Here is a 17,935-nt window from a genome sequence, read left to right as displayed (position 1 = left end):
ACATATCATTCTATACATATTTTTCGAAAAAGGAGATGTCAAGGCAATGCTTGATGCTCAGCAAATTAAAGAAATCATTCCCCACCGCTATCCCTTTCTGCTGGTAGACCGTGTGACAGAAGTAGAGGAAGGAAAACGGGCCGCGGGTTATAAAAATGTGACAGTAAATGAAGAGTTTTTTAACGGACACTTTCCGGATTATCCGGTGATGCCTGGTGTTTTAATTGTTGAAGCGCTTGCGCAAGTAGGTGCGGTGGCGCTTTTGATGAAGGAAGAAAACCGCGGAAGGCTCGCGTTTTTTGCGGGAATTGACAGCTGCCGCTTCAAAAAGCAGGTGAAACCGGGCGATCAGCTCCATCTTGAGCTTGAAGTGCTTCGTTTCCGCGGTTCCATCGGCAAAGGAAAAGGAGTCGCAAAAGTGGACGGAGAAGTCGTGTGTGAAGCCGAATTGATGTTTTCTCTTGGTGAAAAGCAGGAATAATGTAAACACAATGGGTTTTCGTAAAAGCCCATTTGTTTTTTTATCATGAAAGCGAAAAGGTGATCATTCATGTGGAAAGAATTTAAAAGTTTTGCGATTCGGGGAAATGTAATCGATCTTGCAATTGGTGTCATCATCGGAGGCGCCTTTGGAAAAATCGTAACTTCGCTTGTCAATGATTTGATGATGCCGCTCCTCGGTCTTCTGCTTGGAGGCCTGGATTTTTCCGCGCTGTCGTTCACATTTGTTGATGCCGAAATTAAATATGGGCTATTCATTCAGTCGATCGTCAATTTCTTTATTATTTCGTTTTCCATTTTTCTATTTATCCGCTATATCTCTAAGCTGAAGAAGAAGGATGCCGAAGAAGAAAAAGCTGCTCCTGATCCTCAGGAAGAATTGCTTAAGGAAATACGGGATTTGTTAAAAGAGCAGACAAACCGTTCTTAGAGCTATAAATGAAAAGGCTGTCCGGCGAAGACAGCCTTTTTTATATATTTTGCTTAAATGCTTCAAGAAGCCGATCTCCGGAATATCCTTCTTTCATTAAATCTTCCAAAATCTTGTCGGAGCCTTTCCTCAGCTTTGAGCTGACCATTTTGCCGTCCAATAAGACGGAAACATGCTCGCCGAGCACCGTGATGTTTTTGACCTTCGCTAACAGCTGTGCTGGGCGGTTGCTTTTTTTCGTGATCGTTACATATGCTTTCACTTCTTTGCCTTCCTGAAGGAGATATTCGAAAAAATACCGGTATTCTTTAGAAACCAGACCTTCAACCATCCAGTGGTTTTCTCCGTCTTCCTTATTAATGATAAGGCCGTCGATCAGCGGGAACTCCTCAAGCCGCTTTGAAGTGTCATCCTGGCGGACAATTTTTAAATCAATAAGCCTAAAGGTTTTCATTAGTATCACCTCACAAGCTTCCATAGTTGTATAACCATTATAGCACATTCGCTTGGGAGAACTCTTGACCCTGGTTTGTTTCTGCAATAGGAGCATATTCATATTTTAAATTTTGCAAAAAGTATTTTATAATGCTTTATTTTTATTTATACTTTAGGTGATATTGAGCAGGAGGTGACTTATGAACCATTTTTACTTAAAGGAAGTATTTGTGATCGCAAGCAATTCAGCTGCTGACTGCCGTCAATATATGCCTATGATTTGCTTTTCAGCCGGTAACAAAAAGCACGAAATCAGCACATATGCAAATGAAGGCATCATGTTTCGCTATGAAACGAAGGACGGAATGGAAATATACGAATTTCAAGTAACGCTTAAACAGAAAGAGTTGTCATTCCGTCTGTATGCTTGGGACGGGGGCTCATATGTCCGCGTATACTCAGAGCGGTGGCTGTCATCTCCTGTTTTTTTTCAGTTTCTGAAAAATACGTATTTCTCAAATAAAAATGAAATGATTTTTATGATTAGTGGAAGAAAAAAGCAAAAATTATGACATGAGCCCGGGTTTTTTTCCGGGTTATTTTTCTTTTATGAGGATTTTGCTTAAAATCTGTTCTCTTATAAACTGGGGATACCCGAACAGGAAGGGAGGGACGAAATGTTTAATGAGATCATGCTCGTCGGGCGTTTGACAAAAGATCCCGAACTGCGGTATACATCTGACGGTGTCCCTGTTGCAAATGTGACGCTGGCTGTCAGCAGGCCTTTCAAGAACGCAGCAGGCGAAGTAGAAGCGGACTTTGTCAATTGCACTCTATGGCGCAAAACTGCCGTGAACACAGCCGAATATTGCGAAAAAGGCTCCATCATCGGGCTGAGCGGAAGAATCCAGACCCGCCAATACGTCAATTCAGAAGGCGAACGCACCTTTATTACAGAAGTTGTCGCCCGGTCAGTCAGATTTTTGGGAGAAAGCCGGAAAGCGCATGAGCCGGCTGATGCTTAAACCTAAGATTCCTTCTATAAACTCCTTTCTCAAAAAGAATCAATCAATATCCCCTTGTTTATCCCCTTTTATGGCCGGTTTTGAATGACCGGTTTTTTTATTTTAGACAAAAAATAGACAAATTTAAATTGACGTCCAAAAATTCCGTATGTATAATGTAAGCGAATACAACAACAAATGACCAATGTTTGCACAAATGCGCAAAGGTAAAGGGTGATCTTATGGAAATGAGGGATGATAAACGCCTTCTGATCAAAGTCTGCAAAATGTACTACGAAGAGGATATGACACAGAGCCAGATTGCAAAAGCAACAGGGATATACAGAACAACCGTCGGACGTATGCTGAAAAAAGCGCGTGAGGCAGGAATCGTTAAAATCACGATCGATGACCATGTCGGGACACACTATGATTTGGAACGGGAGCTCGAACAGCTGCTCGGGCTTAAAGAAGTGTACATATGTGATGCAAAACCGGAACAAACAGCTGAAGACAAGAAGAAACTCGTCGGCAAAGCCGGAGCCGAAATCTTAAAACGAGTCGTGAAAGACGGGGATACGGTAGGCTTCGCATGGGGGACGACGATGGCGGGAATGATCGGGGAGTTTCACGGCGTCAAAAAACGGAGCGCTTCATTCGTGCCGCTGGTCGGCGGTCCGGGCGCCATGGATACGAAATATCACGTGAACAGCATCGTCTACAGCATTGCGGGTGACTTTGGAGGCACGCCTTACTTCATAGATGCGGCAGCCGTTGTCGAAAAAAAAGAAACGAAGGAGGAAATCGTCAAGTCCCACTATTTCAAAAAAATAGAAAGGCTGTGGAACGGCCTTACTGTGGCAGCCGTCGGAATCGGGGCGCCGCTTAGTTCTTCAAATATGATCTGGACCGGATTTTACGGCGATCAGGATATCGAGCGCCTTGAAGAAAAACATGCAGTCGGAGATATATGCTCGCGTTTCTTTGATCGTTCGGGAGCTTTAGTAGAAACAGAGATTCATGACAGAACCATCGCGATAGACATCAACAGGTTAAAGGATTTGGAATATTCCATAGGTCTTGCCGAATCCCATGAAAAAGTTCCTTCGATTATCGGGGCTGCAAAAGGCCGCTATATTAATGTTTTAGTGACAACTGCCGAAACAGCCAGAGAAATTGCCGAGGAGGTGAGAAATCAATCATGATCATTTACTTTATCATCGCCCTTGGAGCTGCATGGCTTCTCCAGAGCGTTTTAGGTTTTTGGCAAATCAGGCATTTCAATCGAACGTTCGCCGCGTACAGGCGTATAGGGAGAGTCGCGGTCGGAAGGAAGACCGGCTTACTCAGAGCCGGAACGGTCGTCCTGTTTGTCATCGACAAACGCAACAAAATTTTGAAGGCATCAAAAATGCAAGGTGTCACCGTCTTTTCAAGAATCAGACCTTTAAAAGGGTTTGAAGGAAAGTATTTGCTGAAGATCGGACAAGCGGAGCTTGCCCGGCACGACCGCCTCACACGTCTTGCAATTGAAGATGCCTTGAGAACATTCGACATCATCACGAAAGGGGGTGATGTTCCGCAGAAGAAAACACGGCTTCAAAAACTGATGAGCTTTCAAATCAAAAAAAGAGGTGAAATATGAAAAACGTAACATGGCTTGCGGAAAAGTTTATGGACTTATTCAGGCATGGCGGAGAAGTGTTTGTCGGTATGCTTACAGACATCGTTCCTTTATTGATTATGCTGCTTGTCGCCATGAATGCTCTGATACGCCTGATAGGAGAAAAGCGCGTAGAAGCGCTTGCGAGGAAGTCGGGAAAAAATCCATTGACCAGATACATGGTTTTGCCTGTCATCGGTACGTTCATGCTCGCAAATCCAATGACGCTGTCGCTTGGCAGGTTCTTGCCTGAAAAATACAAACCGAGCTATTATGCGGCTGCATCCTATTCGTGCCACACGCATAACGGACTTTTCCCACACGTGAATCCGGGCGAGCTGTTTGTTTTCCTTGGGATTGCCGCAGGGATTACAACGCTCGGGCATGAAACGACGGAGCTTGCTCTCCGCTATCTTTTAGTCGGGATTGTGACAAACTTTCTCAGGGGCTGGGTAACGGATATGACAACGGCTTATGTCGCGAAACAGCAGGGCATTGCCTTGAAAGATTCGATTGATCTTAAATAAGAAAGGCGGTTTAGGAGATGAGTTCCTATCGTTCGGTTGAAGTTTCAAAAGGGCCTGGAGGGTTTGGCGGACCTCTGGTGATCACGCCTGATGAAGAGAGAAATAAAATCGTGTACGTCACCGGCGGAAACAAACCCGATTTTGCGGATCATTTAGCTGAGCTGACGGGGTGCACCCTGGTCGACGGCTTTAAAACGACAGTACCCGAAAGCGAAATGGCCGCTGTGATCATCGACTGCGGAGGGACGCTGCGCTGCGGACTTTACCCGCAAAAGCGAATTCCGACGATCAATGTGATGGCGACCGGGAAAAGCGGGCCGCTTGCCGCCCATATTACAGAAGATATATATGTTTCCGGAGTAAAAAAAGAGAATATTAAACTGCTGGGAGCTGTGGAGGAGCCTGAACAGTCTAATATTCCAGAAGAAAAACAAATACAAAATAAACAAAACCATTATAGCACAGAGAAAAAGATTAGTGAACAGCAGTCGCCGAAAGGGATGATGGCGAAAATCGGGATGGCCATGGGATCGATCGTCAGCACATTTTATCAAGCTGGACGGGAAGCGATTGAAACCGTTATCAAAACAATTCTTCCGTTCATGGCTTTTGTGGCTCTATTGATCGGCATCATTAAAGAGTCAGGCATCGGAGACATTTTTGCCAAATATTTATCACCATTTGCAGGCTCACTGCCCGGGTTGCTACTAATCTCGCTTGTTTGTTCATTTCCACTGCTTTCCCCGTTCCTTGGACCGGGGGCGGTGATTGCACAAGTTGTCGGTTCTCTGATCGGCGTTGAGATTGGCAAAGGAAACATTCCGCCGAATTTGGCGCTGCCTGCGTTATTTGCAATCAATTCACAAGCCGCTGCCGACTTTGTTCCAGTCGGTCTGGGTCTTGCGGAAGCGGAAGTCGAAACGGTTGAAGTCGGGGTGCCGTCGGTGCTGTATTCGCGTTTTCTCACGGGGGCGCCAACCGTTTTTATTGCTTGGCTGGCCAGCTTTGGCATGTATGACAGCTGAGGGTTTTCTTAAGGAGGGAGAATAATGGTCATGCTTTATGAAACAAAAATAAACAGAATCGGAGCTCAAGCAGCGGCGTTTTCAGATGAAAAGATGCTCATATTATTTGGTGAAGGTGCTCCGGATGAATTGAAAGATTATTGTTTATCAATTGATATAAAGCCTGTAGAAGGCGACTTCAATGAAGGCGATGAGCTCATACTGGGCGGCGAGACCTACAAAATTACAGCCGTTGGCGGAGCCGTTCGTCAAAACTTGGCGAATCTCGGGCATATTACGCTAAAATTTGACGGATCAGTTTCAGCCGAACTGCCGGGAACACTGTACCTTGAACGAAAAGAACAACTGCCGGAGGTTTCAGCAGGAGACTGTATTCAAGTTAAAAGATTCTCATAAGGAGCGGGTGCAATATGGAGATGAATAAAGGAAAAGTGGCATTGATATGCGGCGGCGGCCAAAGTCTCGGAGAAGCGCTGTCCTACCGGATGGCAGAGGCGGGATATGACATCGCGGTCGCAGACATCAACGGCGAGAACGCCGAAAGGACGGCAGATCATGCAGCCGGTCAATACGGGGTCAAATCGCTGTGGATTCAAGCGGATTTTACAAAGGAAGCCGATGTGAAAAAAATGATCGGCAGGGTCACGGACGAATTCAATAAAATCGATGTGATGGTGTACAGTGCGGGAATCGCCAAAAGCAATAAAATCACGGATTTTGAACTTGAAGACTGGGAACGGACCATCGAGGTCAATTTGACCGGGTATTTTCTTTGCGCGAGGGAAACGTCAAAGGTCATGATTGAGCAGGGAAGCGGGTCAATCATTCAAATCAATTCCAAATCGGGAAAAGTCGGCAGCAAGCATAATACAGCTTATTCAGCTTCTAAATTTGGAGGGGTCGGTCTCACGCAAAGCCTCGCGCTTGATCTTGCCGAACACAACATTCGGGTGAACAGCATTATGCCGGGAAACTTGTTAAAATCGCCGATGTTCCAAAGCTTGATCCCGCAATACGCGAAAAAGCTCGGCATTCCAGAGAGCGAAGTAGAGCGCGTGTACACCGAAAAAGTGCCTCTAGGACGGGGCTGTACGTATGATGACATCGCCAATGCCATCTTATTTTACGCCTCTGACCAAGCATCTTATATGACGGGTCAATCGATCAATGTAACCGGGGGGCAGGTCATGCATTAAAACAAGAGGGGGACGCGATGATGAACATGCTGATTGATTCAGCGCATATACCGGAGATTGAAAGATTGCTTGATTCATTTCCCGCTGGCGGCGTCACGACAAACCCGGCACTGATCGCAAGGGAGAACAAGCCTTTTAAACAGCAGATTCAAGATATTCGGCGGCTTCTTCCCGAGCATCTGCCTCTCCATGCCCAAGTGATCGCCGACCATTGGCGGGATATGGTCGATCAGGCGAAGGCACTCTATAACTGGCTAGATGGAAACGTGTCTGTGAAAATTCCGGTGACGACTCAAGGGCTTTACGCGATCAGAAAGCTTGCGGCTGAAAATATCCAGACCACCGGGACAACGGTTTATACCGCTGCACAGGCTGTACTGGCGGCAAAAGCCGGCGCCTCCTATGTCGCGCCGTATGTCAATCGCATTGATCAAGAGTATGGTAATGGCGCTGGCGTTGTCAAAACGATTGTCGGCTTATTCAACACAAACTGTTTAAATTGCAAAGTGCTTGCGGCAAGCTTTAAACATAACCGTCAAATTCTTGCCGTCATGGAAGCGGGGAGCCATGAGGCGACAATCAGCCCTGAGCTTATAAGCCGTTTGGCTGATCATCCGGCTGTAGATCGTGATATCCATGCGTTTCGTGAGATTTGGCACTCTCAATATGGAACATTTTCATTTTAAAGTACGAGCCTGGGGGACGGGAAACCGGCCTCAGGCTTTATTTTTGCTTATCATTACTTATATACTCTTGATTTATTCGGCGTAATTGCTTATAATCACTTATAAATGATGAACTTTACTTGCGCAAAGAAGGAATGATCCAGTGTACCAAGAGGAAAGGCTAATTTCCATCATCGACTATTTAAAAGAGCATAAACGGATTTCCGTTGAACAAATTTGTTCTTTATTCGGAGTTTCAAGAGATACGGCAAGGCGGGATCTGGTTAAACTGCAAGAGCAAGGCGCCATTATCAGGACAAGGGGCGGGGCGATTCTGCCCACCGTTCATGATGAGGTCAAAGACTATTCGGGCAGGCTGGGCATGGTTTCCGAAGAAAAAAGCATGATCGGAAAAGCAGCCGCTTCTTTAATCAGAGAAGGCGACCGCATTATTTTGGACGCTTCCACGACAGTCCAATCATGCGCAGAGCATTTGCCGGATGTCAATTGCACGATCATCACCAATTCGATTAACCTTGCGGACGTTCTTTCCTCAAGAAAAGGGGCTGACATCCGCCTGCTTGGAGGAAAGCTTCAAAAAGAGCACCGGTTTTTGTACGGCGCCTCTGTCATTGAAAAGCTGTCATGCTATCATGTTGATAAAGCGCTGATCGGCGTGGTGGGGGTTTCTGAACATGGGCTTACAATCGCCCATGAGGAGGACGGAATGGTGAAGCGGAAAATGATTTCCCAAGCGAAGCAAGTCATAGCGCTTGCCGACCATTCGAAAATCGGGAGAACGGATTTTTACCGATACGCTGAACTCAGTGACATTGACCTTCTCATTACAGACCGGCTGCCGTCGAAACCGTTTCAGAAGCTGCTTGATGAACACGATGTGGAGCTGCTTGTGGCTGAACATCACGATACTTAAGGGGGAATACAGCAGATGAAAATGATTGCGGTCGATTTAGACGGGACGCTGTTAAACAGTGAAAGCAAGATCTCAAAGAAAAATATCGATGCGATTAAAAAAGCGCGGGAACACGGGATTGAAGTAGTAGTTGCCACGGGGAGAGCATCCTTTGATGTTCAAACGATATTTGAGCCGACAGGTATTAAAACATGGATTATCAGTGCCAACGGAGCGGTGATTCATGATCCTGAAGGCAGCCTTTACCATTCGGTGCCGCTTGATCGGAAACGGGCAGAAGGAATTCTTCGATGGCTTGAAGAAAATAACTACTATTATGAGGTGTTCAGCGATGAAGCAATCTTCACGCCGCAAAACGGCCGCGAGCTGCTTGACATTGAGCTGGACCGCTTGAAAAGCGCAAATCCTGAGGCAGACCTATCAAGGCTGGAACTCGCGGCTGAACAGCAGCTCAGCCAAAACGGATACGCGTACATCAGCTCCTATACCGATCTGTTTTTAGCCGGAAAGGATGTTAATGTATATAACATATTAGCTTTTTCTTTTCATAAGGAAAAGCTGGAAACGGGCTGGAGGCAATTTGAAGATGCACAAGATATTACGCTTGTCACTTCAGCCGAGCACAACTTTGAAATTGAGCATCTTCAGGCGTCAAAAGGGCTGGCATTGGAGAAGCTTTCACACAAGCTCGGCATTTCCCTTCAGGAAACAGCTGCCGTTGGAGACAGCCTCAATGATTTTTCGATGCTGAAGATCGCGGGGAAAAGCTTTGCCATGGGCAATGCGCGCGGAGACATTAAAGAGATGGCTGATGAGGTGACGCTCACTAATGATGAAAATGGCGTTGCTCACATCCTGCATCAGCTGATTGAACAGCAAGTCAAACCGGTTTAATTCGTACATCCTTTCAAATCGGCGTGATGCCGGTACACGGCAGCGTAACGATTGAAGGAGTGCGGTTAAGCAGCGGATGTTATTGGTCCGCGGGCCGCCGACATTGTCGGCGGCCTTTTTTAATATGGTTTGACCTCGATGATTATGACTTTTGATTCTTTGTTGGCGATGGTTGTTTTTGTTACTATTCCTATTTAACTATTGATTGAATTTGAAATAATAGGATCACCCGCTTAAAAGGAGAGTGATAAGAATGAAACAGCCGTTCCAACTACCCGAAAAAATGGCCCGATTCCGCGGGCAATTCGAACAATCAGCGCGGGATTTTTTAATTGGGACTGTCATTAAGGGGCATAAACACAAAAAACAGCTGTCTATCGCAGACAGCTGTTTTATTTAACCTGTAATAGCCGAAGCGTTCAGGGTAAATAACTCCTCAAGTTCATGCTCAGAAAGCTCGGTGATCCAATTTTCGCTTTGGATGATTTGATCGTTCAGCGATTGCTTCGATTCGAGCATTTGGTCGATTTTTTCTTCAATTGTGCCGGTGGTGATCAGTTTATGAACGTGGACGAACCGTTTCTGTCCAATTCTGTAGGCGCGGTCTGTCGCTTGATTTTCAACCGCGGGATTCCACCATCTGTCATAATGGATGACGTGATTGGCGGCCGTCAAATTGAGGCCTGTGCCCCCGGCTTTTAATGATAAGATCAAAATCGGAAATTCCTTGTTTTGAAACTGCTCCACCATTTTGTCCCGTTCAAGCTTGGATAAGCTGCCGTTCAGAAACTTGACCGGTTCGCCGAATGACTTCTCGAGCAGGCGCTTCATCATATCTCCCATCCCGAGATATTGGGTGAAAATCAAGCAGCTTTCATCGCTTTCGCGAATCGTCTTCGTCAGCTCCAGCAGTTTTTCGAGCTTGACTGACCTTCCGTTAAGGAGCTCGCTCCCGGTCTCTTTTAAGTAAAGGGCAGGGTGGCCGCAGATTTGTTTGAGCTTGCCGAGCATGCTTAAGATTAGAGCTTTGCGCTGCATTCCGGCGAGGCTTGACATATGTTCAAACGTATCTTTGACAAGCTGTTCATATAGTGAAGCCTGTTCTGCGGAGAGCGGAACGAACTCTTTTTCCTCCTGTTTCTCAGGCAGATTGAGCGCGACTTCTTTGTCCTGCTTTGTCCGTCTTAATAAAAACGGTTTGATCAGCTGCTGAAGCTGTTCGATCCGTTTTTCGTCGCGGTCTTTTTCGATTGGCAGGACAAAACGCTTATGGAAGCTGCCAAGGCTTCCGAGATAGCCTTTGTTCATGAAATCGTAGATTGACCACAGCTCCGTCAGGCGGTTTTCCATCGGAGTCCCGCTGAGCGCGATATGATGCAGTCCTTTCAGCTTTCTGATTGAACGGGATTGTTTCGTGTGCGCATTTTTAATGTTTTGGGCCTCGTCAAGGCAGATGCAGTTCCAGGCGACGCTGCTGAGATCGTCAAAGTCGGATTGGGCGAGGCCGTATGACGTCAAGACGATATCCGCATCTTTGTAAGATGTCTGAAACGCTTCACCTTTAGGGCGTTTTGGCCCGTAGTGGAGCGCTGCCGTCAGGCCGGGCGCGAAGGTCTCGAGTTCGCGCTGCCAGTTCCCGAGGACGGAAGTCGGCGCAATGATAAGAGACGGCGTTTGTTGTCCCTGTTCTTTTAAATAGGCGAAATAGGCGATCATCTGAATGGTCTTTCCGAGCCCCATATCATCTGCCAGGCAGGCGCCGAAGCCGCAGTTTCTGAGAAAGATCAGCCAGTTCAAACCGTCTTCCTGATAAGCTCTGAGCGTCCCGTGAAAATATTTGCTGACCGGGTATGACGGGAGATCATCGCGCTGGCTCAGCTTTCTGATCATGTTTTTCAGCTGATAGGACAGTTCAAACCGTACATCGCTGAATGCGGAAGCATCGAACAGATCATCATCCTCGCGGGTTTCGCTCCGCTCTGTCAGCTCGCGCGCCAGGATGTCAGACATATGAAGCCCCTCTGTTTCTGCCCGCTCCATCAGCTTTTTCATTTGTTTGATAAAATTCGGGTCGATTTTGATCCACTGCCCGCGTATATTGACAAGCCGTCTTTTATTGGCGACAAGCTGCTCGAATTCTTCCTCTGTGAGTTCAATTCCATTGGTGGCAAAACGCCAGTTGAAGTCCATCAATGCATTCATTCCGACAAAAGACTCGCCGCGGGGAGCCGATGACACTTTTGCTTTCAGCAGCATATTGCTGTCTCTCACGATTTGCCACCATGACGGCAGCAGAATTTCAATCCCCATGCTGACAAGTGTTTCGCTAGCTTCGGACAGGAAGATCCATGCTTCCTCTTCCGTTAAAAGCGACGTCCCCGATTCGATCGTCAGCCAGGGCACGATTTGGCGGAACCTGTCTTGTTCTCGGTCGATTTTATCAGCGTATGCCTGCCACGATTTTTTCAGCCTGTTCAAGCCTTCAAAGAACTGAATGGCTCCGCTTTTTTTGTCGCGCAAAAACAGTTCGATTTTCCAATCGTCTCCGTCAAAGTCAGGTTCATTTAAGCGGAGTCCGACGGTAAACGGCACAGGGTTTTCATGCCAGCCAATCGTTTCAAGAAAATCGTCTTCATCAAGAAAATGTCCCTGAAATGTGGTGACTGCGGGGGAATGTGCGACAATCGATTCCCATTTTGCTTTTAATTCGTCATTGTAGTTGATGTAGTCTTCGACAGCGTGTGAAAACCATTCGGCTGTATAGCCTTCCAAAATCCCTTCTTTATCTTTCCAGCGCAGCATTTCCTGCTTCCATGCTTCATAGTCGGGAAGAAAGTCTTCATCTGCGATAAACTCATAAATGGTGGAAGCCGTTTTCATCAAAGGTTCAGTTTCCTCAGTAAGGATGATGTCGCTGAATGAATTAAATGAGTTTTTGCCGAGAAATTCGACCGCCATCCACGGGGACAGCAGAACCGCAGGGGTATCTAAACCGGCTTCCTCGAGAAATGTTCCGTAAAAAGACGATTCGTGCCACTGAAACAAATGCCTTTCCATTTCATTTCGCGTAAGAAACTGATGATCCCCGTCATGACAAGATAAAATAAATGTATAGTCTTCTGACTGTTCGACATGTATTACGATTTCCTTAAGACTCGCCATCGATCAACTTTCCTTTCTTAAGCTCCTCCTGGAAGGCTCTCAGCCGTTTATAGCGGGCTGAAAACTGCTCCATAAACCGGTTCCAGACATCCTGTTTTTTCGCTTTTTTATAAAGGGTGCGCAGCTTTTTTAATTGTTTGACGGCTTCTTTGTAGCTTGAGCGGTTTTTTTGTTCAACCAGCCCGGAAATTTCTCTGTGATAGGAAGGGATCAATGCTTCAGGAGCCGCTGCCGCAATGTCTTTCAAGGCGTTCTGCCCTATCTCAGAGATTGAAAAACCGACAAGGCTGTGGATCTCCATCCACTCCGTAAAGCGGTTTTTGTTATATAAAAAATGGCTGTATTCAGTAAATGTATAAGGAAGGCACTCTTTGCAATACCGTTCAAATACATGCTCTTCTTTTGCGTTTTTGCTGTAATCGCTTAGAAACAGGAAGAATTCGCTTAGTACATCGCGTATTTCCCGGTACGGTTTATCCAGTCTGCAGAAGCCGGCCGCCAGCTGCTCAAGGTGTTCATACCATTTTTTCAGGCGCTTCCAGTCCTTTTTGGCGGTCATGACACTGAGCCATTGAAACGTATACGGAAGAATCTCCGGTGAAAACGATCCGGCTTGATCAAGAATCACATCATCGTTTTTCAGCAGAAATTCAAGATGCAGCCTGCCGAATTGTATTTCAGGCGAAGGCTCCAGATTGTTCAGCACATCGAGCTCCCGCTTCAGCCAGTTTGGCCGGGATAGAAGCGCACTCCAGATCTCCCCGAAAATCCGCAGCCTTTCATACTGGAAAATATCTTTCTTGAGCAGCAGTTCCCGAATCACGCCGGGGGTTTTTTCTAAAAACGGGTCAAGGGAGAACGATAGCGCATATGTTTTCAGTTCATCGATCGAGCTGTAGATCGTATCCATCAGCTGTTCGATATAAGGATTCAGCGAGTAAAAATCTTTTTCAGGATCGATGCGCCCTTTCTCGACGAGTGAATGCATAGCAAGCCATGTCGCAAGAGCCGCGTGGATTTGATACATTTTTTTCAGCTCCGGCTCCGCAGGCGTCCGCTTTTTTAAAGCTGAAAAATACCCGTAGTAAAGGTATTGCATCGTTTGCTGGTTTTTAGGCGTATGCTCCTCCCAGCGTCTGAACTCCGTATTGAAAAAGGAGGTCCATTGATCGAGCGTGTGGCTGCGGGGCTTCATTCCGCGCTGAAGCTGTCCGAGAATCTCCCGGTTTTCGCGGCGTTTTTGCGCTTCCTTCCAAAACTCCGTAAATGTTCCCAATCGATCATATTGTGCATATAGATATAAGTAAACGGCAAGCACATGACGGCACATGTTTTGAGCAGGGCAGGAACAGCTGCTTTTTTTAACGTCGGCGAGGTCGATGAAGACCTTTACCGGGACAACGTCCTGGACGTAAGCGCTGACCGTATGCCCGCTCATCGGCTTGACCCGATAGACGGAATCCTGTCTGTATAAAATAAGGGCTTTTTTCATGAGCTGAATGTTTTCTTCTGTGCACGGCAGTACATGCTTAAACTGTTCAGCTGCATCCATCACAACCGTTTTTGAGATCATGTCTTGAAGCATGTCTATCGCTCCTAACCGAATGACTTTTAAAAAGTTTCCAATCTCTCTATTATAGCTTAATCAATCCGTCCAAAAAAGATTTTCTCAGGAAAAGGACATAAAAACGGATGGCTGTCGAATAATGTAATAGACTATGGCAAATCGATTCTTTACATCATATAATTTGAAATATAATCAGAAATGTTTTAATTTATGGAAGCTGAAAGGAAAAGGATATGGATGACAAGGAATTGAATCAGGAAGAATTTTTGAGAATTCTTATGCATGCGTATGACGTTGGTGAAAAATCGAAAGACATAACGACGAAAGAACTTCTTGAAGATCTCATTCTTCATATCAAAAATGGATATACGACGTAAAAGGTGTGCAAACTGCGGTTTGCACACTTTTTCGTTCAGCAAGAAGTGCGCAGATCCTGCAAAAGTCGATATTTAATACCATATAAAGACGCGGTTTCCCCGGTATCTCCCGTTATTTGTCAGGATTCATTTCTTTCGGAAACGAAATAACCATGTATAATCAAAGGTAGGTGTTTAATTTGCTGAAAATTTAAATAAATACGCGAATCGTAGAAGGGGGCTTTTATGAGAGATCATATCGGCTTTAAAGATGTGTTCATCGTTTTGAAAAAAAGATTCGTTCTGATCGCACTGATCACCATTGCGGCTGCTTTGTCCAGCGCTGCCGTCAACTTTTATTGGCTCAAACCCGTCTATCAGGCATCCGCCCAAATCCTCATCAACGGCCGTCAAACGTCGAACTTCACCGACATCCAGACCAACCTTGAACTTATCAACACATACAACGTCATTATGAAAAGCCCGATCATTTTAAATAAGGTTAAAGACGAACTTAACCTTTCGGAAACGGCTGAAGACCTGAAGCAAAAAATCACGGTTATCAGCGAAAATGAATCGCAGATTGTCAGTATCTCCGCGACTGACAAGGATTATTCCAAGGCGGCGGATATCGCGAATACAGTCGCCGCCGTATTTCAAAGAGACATTGGCGATATTATGGGTGAAAATGCCGAAATCAGCCTTGTTGCGAAAGCCAATCCCGATCATTCACCTGTTCCCGTCAGCCCGAACAAGAAGTTCAACATCGCTCTTTTTACAGGGTTCGGCCTTCTGTTTGGCGCTGGGCTAGCATTTTTGCTCGAGCTTTTGAAAAATACCGTTCGAAATGAAGAAGACATCGAAAAAGATCTGAATGTTCACGTGTTGGGAAATATTCTGTATGTAAAACCGAAAAAAGGACAGGCCAGGAAGCTGGAAAGCTTTGTCGGCAAAGACCATACATTCTGAAACGGGAAAACACGGGGAGGTCGCATATGATCGATATTCATTGCCACATTCTTGCGGGCGTTGATGATGGAGCAGCATGTATGAATGACAGTTTAGAAATGGCTAAACAAGCCGCCCTCCAGGGGATTCATACGATTATCGCCACACCGCACCACCGAAACGGTGTATACGAACATCCAAAAGAAGCCATCCTTGCAGCTGTTTCGGGTTTAAAGACGAGAATGCAAAAGGAAAACATCCCGGTTCTCATTACCCCCGGGCAGGAAATCCGCCTGTACGGCGAATTGAAGCGCGATCTTGAGCGCGGCAGACTGCTCAGCCTCGCCGGCACAAAGTATTTGCTGATTGAACTTCCTTACCACCATGTCCCGCGTTATGCCGAAAAGGTGCTGTTCGATCTCCAATTAAATGGTTACATTCCGATCATCGCACACCCCGAGCGGAACCTTGAATTGATGGAGAATCCCGATCTGCTGTACCGCCTCGTCAAAAACGGCGCCTGCGCCCAGCTGACATGTTCAAGTCTTGCAGGCCGTTTCGGCAGAAGCGTCAAACGGCTCGCCCGCCGCTTTCTTGAAGCGAACCTCATCCACTTTATCGCATCAGACGCCCACAACCTCACGACCCGATCTTTCTTTTTTGATACAGTAGAAAACGATTACGGCCGCGATTTCTTGAACGTGTTTACAGAAAACGCGGGCCTGCTCCTGGAAAACCGGGAGATTCATAAAGAAACACCGCGTCCCGTCAAAAAGAAAAAGCTGTTGGGCCTGCTGTGAAAGTTGTTCACAAAGGCCCCCCAGCCAAAATGTCAGCACCGGTTATGCGGCGCTGATTTTTAATGTCATTTGATAAAAAGCGGCCGGACGTCCCTCTCTACAGCAGCGGAATGACAAGCCCGCCGTAAGCGAAGGCCGCCACGATCAGGAAAGCCGGATGGACGCGGAACTTCGTCAAGGCGACTAAAGAGATCAGCGCGATGACAAGTGATTGAACCATGCCGATCGAATGGATCGCGTCGCCGCTGATTTCCCATGTTAAAAGAAGCATCATCACGGCTATAACCGGCTGAACCGACAAGGTCATTCCTTTGACGACCTGCGACTGGCGGTAGCGGCCGATCAGCTTGAGCAGCAAAACGAGCGCGATGGCCGAGGGAAGCACAGTTGCGGCAAGAGCAATGAAAACACCGGGCCATCCGAGCACGCTGTAGCCGACATAAGCTGCAATTTTTGTGGCGATCGGGCCTGGCAGCGCATTTGCAAGCGCAAGCATGTTTGAAAATTCCTCTTTTGACAGCCAGTGAAAATGCTGAACAACTTCTTCAAAATTAAGCGGAATTGAAGCTGGCCCGCCTCCGTAGCCCAATAAGTTTGCAATAAAGAAGGCCCAAAACAGATAAAAGATGATCATGAAGCGGACACTCCTTTATCCTTTTCTCGGGCCGCTTTTCTTTTTAATTTAAACGTTAAAAACAGGATGACAATGATGCCGGGGTGGATGGAAAACACTTGAAGACCCAAAAACGCAAGAATAAAGAAAAGCACGCCGGTCAGCAAGCCGAAGCCTTTCAATGCTTTTTGCCCAAATTCGTAAGCCATGATGCCGAGCATGACGGCGATGACAGGGGTGACAGCGCCGATCATGCCGCTTACGATTTTTGAGTGGCTGAGCACATTAACGGCTGCGAACAAGGCGGCCATCGCGGCGCATGTCGGCATGATATGGGCTGCTGTAGCAACGACAGCACCAGGAACGCCTTTTACTTTATGACCTAAATATGCCGACATTTTCGTAGCGATCGGCCCGGGCAGCGCATTGGCAATCGCCAAAATTTCCCCGAATTCATCATCATCGATCCATTTGAACTTAGAAACGGCTTCATGACGGATCAGCGGGATAACAGATGGGCCGCCGCCAAAGCCCAATATTCCCGTTCTTGTCATTGCGATGATCAGTTCCCGGTAAGGGTGCTTCATTTTGCGTTTCCTCCTATTCAGTTAAAGCTTCATTCCCATTCGGCTCTTATAACGTTTAATCAGCATCTGGCAGTCGACGCTCACCACGCCTTTCAGGGGGTACAGGCGCTTCGTCAAAAATTCCTCCATCTCCTGATCATTTGCGAAAATGCCGTGCATATGCAGCTTGCTCGGCCCTGTCATATGATAGAGGCTTGTCACGGCGGGCTCCTTTTCCAAAGCAACGGCAACAGCCTCTAAATATTGGGGTTCGACTTCAACGTTGAAAAACACCGATACGTGAATCCCGACCTTGACTGGATTGATGACGGCTGTGAATTTTTCAATGATGCCTTCTTCAATCAAGTTGTTGATCCGCGTCTGTACGGCAACTCTTGAGAGTCCCACACGCTTTCCTAAATCCGTATAAGAGATTCTTCCTTCCTCATGCAAGATCGAAAGGATTTTTTTATCCGTTTCATCGAGAATTAAATTTGGCATATGGTAGTCGAGGCTCACAAATATCCCTTCCTTTCTGTTTGGTCATTATCATTCGAAATTGCTTGTCAATCACACTATAAATGAACATTTTGTAAATTGTATCATAATAAGGGTTTCGATATGAATCATTTTAACGTTTTTTTAATAC

22 protein-coding genes are annotated in these 17,935 nt (G+C 46.4%); 16 read left to right on the top strand and 6 right to left on the bottom strand.

Annotation, left to right across the window (positions count from 1 at the left end; genetic code table 11):
* Positions 1-46: 46 nt before the first annotated feature.
* Together fabZ and mscL are read left to right on the top strand one after the other, a co-directional pair.
* Positions 47-481 (top strand): 3-hydroxyacyl-ACP dehydratase FabZ, encoded by a 435-nt coding sequence (fabZ, locus tag TRNA_RS40540; protein ID WP_003185902.1) that lies wholly within the window; start codon positions 47-49, stop codon positions 479-481.
* Positions 482-550: 69 nt separating this feature from the next.
* Positions 551-931: a large conductance mechanosensitive channel protein MscL gene (mscL, locus tag TRNA_RS40535; protein WP_003185900.1), complete on the top strand. Its 381-nt coding sequence runs from the start codon at positions 551-553 to the stop codon at positions 929-931.
* Positions 932-971: 40 nt separating this feature from the next.
* On the opposite strand, the gene TRNA_RS40530 is transcribed toward mscL, so the two are convergent.
* Complete coding sequence (locus tag TRNA_RS40530) at positions 972-1,385, bottom strand: YwpF-like family protein (RefSeq protein ID WP_003185898.1); 414 nt, start codon at positions 1,383-1,385, stop codon at positions 972-974.
* Positions 1,386-1,566: 181 nt separating this feature from the next.
* Between TRNA_RS40530 and TRNA_RS40525 the strand changes: the two genes are divergently transcribed.
* From TRNA_RS40525 to TRNA_RS40475, 11 genes are all read left to right on the top strand, one after another.
* Positions 1,567-1,938, top strand: a complete 372-nt coding sequence (locus TRNA_RS40525; protein WP_003185895.1) for a hypothetical protein — start codon at positions 1,567-1,569, stop codon at positions 1,936-1,938.
* Positions 1,939-2,043: 105 nt separating this feature from the next.
* Positions 2,044-2,391 carry a single-stranded DNA-binding protein gene (gene ssb / locus TRNA_RS40520; RefSeq protein WP_003185893.1) on the top strand — a complete coding sequence of 116 codons (348 nt, stop codon included), beginning with the start codon at positions 2,044-2,046 and terminating at the stop codon, positions 2,389-2,391.
* A gap of 221 nt (positions 2,392-2,612) precedes the next feature.
* Positions 2,613-3,575: a sugar-binding transcriptional regulator gene (locus TRNA_RS40515; protein ID WP_003185891.1), complete on the top strand. Its 963-nt coding sequence runs from the start codon at positions 2,613-2,615 to the stop codon at positions 3,573-3,575.
* Positions 3,572-4,015 carry a transcriptional regulator GutM gene (locus TRNA_RS40510; protein ID WP_003185888.1) on the top strand — a complete coding sequence of 148 codons (444 nt, stop codon included), beginning with the start codon at positions 3,572-3,574 and terminating at the stop codon, positions 4,013-4,015. Before TRNA_RS40515 ends, TRNA_RS40510 begins: the two co-directional genes overlap by 4 nt.
* Positions 4,012-4,560 (top strand): PTS glucitol/sorbitol transporter subunit IIC, encoded by a 549-nt coding sequence (locus tag TRNA_RS40505; RefSeq protein WP_003185886.1) that lies wholly within the window; start codon positions 4,012-4,014, stop codon positions 4,558-4,560. Before TRNA_RS40510 ends, TRNA_RS40505 begins: the two co-directional genes overlap by 4 nt.
* Positions 4,561-4,577: 17 nt before the next feature.
* Positions 4,578-5,585 (top strand): PTS glucitol/sorbitol transporter subunit IIB, encoded by a 1,008-nt coding sequence (locus tag TRNA_RS40500; RefSeq protein ID WP_003185884.1) that lies wholly within the window; start codon positions 4,578-4,580, stop codon positions 5,583-5,585.
* Positions 5,586-5,609: 24 nt separating this feature from the next.
* On the top strand, positions 5,610-5,981 hold the full coding sequence (locus TRNA_RS40495) for a PTS glucitol/sorbitol transporter subunit IIA (protein ID WP_011198376.1): 372 nt from the start codon (positions 5,610-5,612) through the stop codon (positions 5,979-5,981).
* A gap of 14 nt (positions 5,982-5,995) precedes the next feature.
* Positions 5,996-6,781, top strand: a complete 786-nt coding sequence (srlD, locus tag TRNA_RS40490) for a sorbitol-6-phosphate dehydrogenase (RefSeq protein ID WP_003185881.1) — start codon at positions 5,996-5,998, stop codon at positions 6,779-6,781.
* Between the two features lie 20 nt (positions 6,782-6,801).
* Complete coding sequence (locus tag TRNA_RS40485; protein WP_011198375.1) at positions 6,802-7,467, top strand: transaldolase family protein; 666 nt, start codon at positions 6,802-6,804, stop codon at positions 7,465-7,467.
* Positions 7,468-7,609: 142 nt separating this feature from the next.
* Entirely contained in the window at positions 7,610-8,380 is a 771-nt protein-coding gene (locus tag TRNA_RS40480) for a DeoR/GlpR family DNA-binding transcription regulator (protein WP_003185877.1), read from the top strand.
* A 15-nt stretch (positions 8,381-8,395) separates the two neighbouring features.
* Positions 8,396-9,274 (top strand): Cof-type HAD-IIB family hydrolase, encoded by an 879-nt coding sequence (locus tag TRNA_RS40475; RefSeq protein ID WP_011198374.1) that lies wholly within the window; start codon positions 8,396-8,398, stop codon positions 9,272-9,274.
* A 396-nt stretch (positions 9,275-9,670) separates the two neighbouring features.
* Here the strand turns inward: TRNA_RS40475 and TRNA_RS40470 are convergent, their stop codons facing one another.
* Together TRNA_RS40470 and TRNA_RS40465 are read right to left on the bottom strand one after the other, a co-directional pair.
* A complete protein-coding gene (locus tag TRNA_RS40470) occupies positions 9,671-12,436 on the bottom strand; it encodes a DEAD/DEAH box helicase (protein WP_003185871.1) in 2,766 nt (921 codons plus the stop codon).
* Positions 12,423-14,021: an SWIM zinc finger family protein gene (locus TRNA_RS40465; protein WP_009329707.1), complete on the bottom strand. Its 1,599-nt coding sequence runs from the start codon at positions 14,019-14,021 to the stop codon at positions 12,423-12,425. Before TRNA_RS40465 ends, TRNA_RS40470 begins: the two co-directional genes overlap by 14 nt.
* A 215-nt stretch (positions 14,022-14,236) precedes the next feature.
* Between TRNA_RS40465 and TRNA_RS43660 the strand changes: the two genes are divergently transcribed.
* The 3 genes from TRNA_RS43660 (at position 14,237) to TRNA_RS40455 (ending at position 16,107) form a co-directional block, all read left to right on the top strand.
* Complete coding sequence (locus TRNA_RS43660) at positions 14,237-14,380, top strand: hypothetical protein (protein WP_003185866.1); 144 nt, start codon at positions 14,237-14,239, stop codon at positions 14,378-14,380.
* Positions 14,381-14,605: 225 nt separating this feature from the next.
* Complete coding sequence (locus tag TRNA_RS40460) at positions 14,606-15,328, top strand: YveK family protein (protein WP_003185864.1); 723 nt, start codon at positions 14,606-14,608, stop codon at positions 15,326-15,328.
* A 26-nt stretch (positions 15,329-15,354) separates the two neighbouring features.
* The gene (locus TRNA_RS40455; protein WP_009329705.1) at positions 15,355-16,107 is read left to right on the top strand and encodes a tyrosine-protein phosphatase; all 753 of its coding nucleotides are present in this window, start codon (positions 15,355-15,357) and stop codon (positions 16,105-16,107) included.
* Positions 16,108-16,204: 97 nt separating this feature from the next.
* On the opposite strand, the gene TRNA_RS40450 is transcribed toward TRNA_RS40455, so the two are convergent.
* From TRNA_RS40450 to TRNA_RS40440, 3 genes are read right to left on the bottom strand one after another with little or no spacing between them, the layout of a single operon-like run.
* Positions 16,205-16,741, bottom strand: a complete 537-nt coding sequence (locus TRNA_RS40450) for a chromate transporter (RefSeq protein WP_003185860.1) — start codon at positions 16,739-16,741, stop codon at positions 16,205-16,207.
* A complete protein-coding gene (locus tag TRNA_RS40445) occupies positions 16,738-17,307 on the bottom strand; it encodes a chromate transporter (protein WP_011198372.1) in 570 nt (189 codons plus the stop codon). The genes TRNA_RS40450 and TRNA_RS40445 overlap by 4 nt, the downstream gene beginning before the upstream one ends.
* Positions 17,308-17,328: 21 nt before the next feature.
* Positions 17,329-17,787 carry an Lrp/AsnC family transcriptional regulator gene (locus TRNA_RS40440; RefSeq protein WP_202604308.1) on the bottom strand — a complete coding sequence of 153 codons (459 nt, stop codon included), beginning with the start codon at positions 17,785-17,787 and terminating at the stop codon, positions 17,329-17,331.
* Positions 17,788-17,935: the final 148 nt, after the last annotated feature.

Source organism: Bacillus licheniformis DSM 13 = ATCC 14580 (assembly GCF_000011645.1).
In the GTDB taxonomy this organism is placed as follows: Bacteria; Bacillota; Bacilli; order Bacillales; family Bacillaceae; genus Bacillus; species Bacillus licheniformis.
This window is presented reverse-complemented; position numbering and strand designations above follow the sequence as displayed.

Coding starts and splice junctions, on each gene's coding strand:
- fabZ (WP_003185902.1), top strand. CDS start 47: ATGCTTGATGCTCAGCAAATTAAAGAAATCATTCCCCACCGCTATCCC.
- mscL (WP_003185900.1), top strand. CDS start 551: ATGTGGAAAGAATTTAAAAGTTTTGCGATTCGGGGAAATGTAATCGAT.
- TRNA_RS40530 (WP_003185898.1), bottom strand. CDS start 1,385: ATGAAAACCTTTAGGCTTATTGATTTAAAAATTGTCCGCCAGGATGAC.
- TRNA_RS40525 (WP_003185895.1), top strand. CDS start 1,567: ATGAACCATTTTTACTTAAAGGAAGTATTTGTGATCGCAAGCAATTCA.
- ssb (WP_003185893.1), top strand. CDS start 2,044: ATGTTTAATGAGATCATGCTCGTCGGGCGTTTGACAAAAGATCCCGAA.
- TRNA_RS40515 (WP_003185891.1), top strand. CDS start 2,613: ATGGAAATGAGGGATGATAAACGCCTTCTGATCAAAGTCTGCAAAATG.
- TRNA_RS40510 (WP_003185888.1), top strand. CDS start 3,572: ATGATCATTTACTTTATCATCGCCCTTGGAGCTGCATGGCTTCTCCAG.
- TRNA_RS40505 (WP_003185886.1), top strand. CDS start 4,012: ATGAAAAACGTAACATGGCTTGCGGAAAAGTTTATGGACTTATTCAGG.
- TRNA_RS40500 (WP_003185884.1), top strand. CDS start 4,578: ATGAGTTCCTATCGTTCGGTTGAAGTTTCAAAAGGGCCTGGAGGGTTT.
- TRNA_RS40495 (WP_011198376.1), top strand. CDS start 5,610: ATGGTCATGCTTTATGAAACAAAAATAAACAGAATCGGAGCTCAAGCA.
- srlD (WP_003185881.1), top strand. CDS start 5,996: ATGGAGATGAATAAAGGAAAAGTGGCATTGATATGCGGCGGCGGCCAA.
- TRNA_RS40485 (WP_011198375.1), top strand. CDS start 6,802: ATGAACATGCTGATTGATTCAGCGCATATACCGGAGATTGAAAGATTG.
- TRNA_RS40475 (WP_011198374.1), top strand. CDS start 8,396: ATGAAAATGATTGCGGTCGATTTAGACGGGACGCTGTTAAACAGTGAA.
- TRNA_RS40470 (WP_003185871.1), bottom strand. CDS start 12,436: ATGGCGAGTCTTAAGGAAATCGTAATACATGTCGAACAGTCAGAAGAC.
- TRNA_RS40465 (WP_009329707.1), bottom strand. CDS start 14,021: ATGCTTCAAGACATGATCTCAAAAACGGTTGTGATGGATGCAGCTGAA.
- TRNA_RS43660 (WP_003185866.1), top strand. CDS start 14,237: ATGGATGACAAGGAATTGAATCAGGAAGAATTTTTGAGAATTCTTATG.
- TRNA_RS40460 (WP_003185864.1), top strand. CDS start 14,606: ATGAGAGATCATATCGGCTTTAAAGATGTGTTCATCGTTTTGAAAAAA.
- TRNA_RS40455 (WP_009329705.1), top strand. CDS start 15,355: ATGATCGATATTCATTGCCACATTCTTGCGGGCGTTGATGATGGAGCA.
- TRNA_RS40450 (WP_003185860.1), bottom strand. CDS start 16,741: ATGATCATCTTTTATCTGTTTTGGGCCTTCTTTATTGCAAACTTATTG.
- TRNA_RS40445 (WP_011198372.1), bottom strand. CDS start 17,307: ATGAAGCACCCTTACCGGGAACTGATCATCGCAATGACAAGAACGGGA.
- TRNA_RS40440 (WP_202604308.1), bottom strand. CDS start 17,787: ATGCCAAATTTAATTCTCGATGAAACGGATAAAAAAATCCTTTCGATC.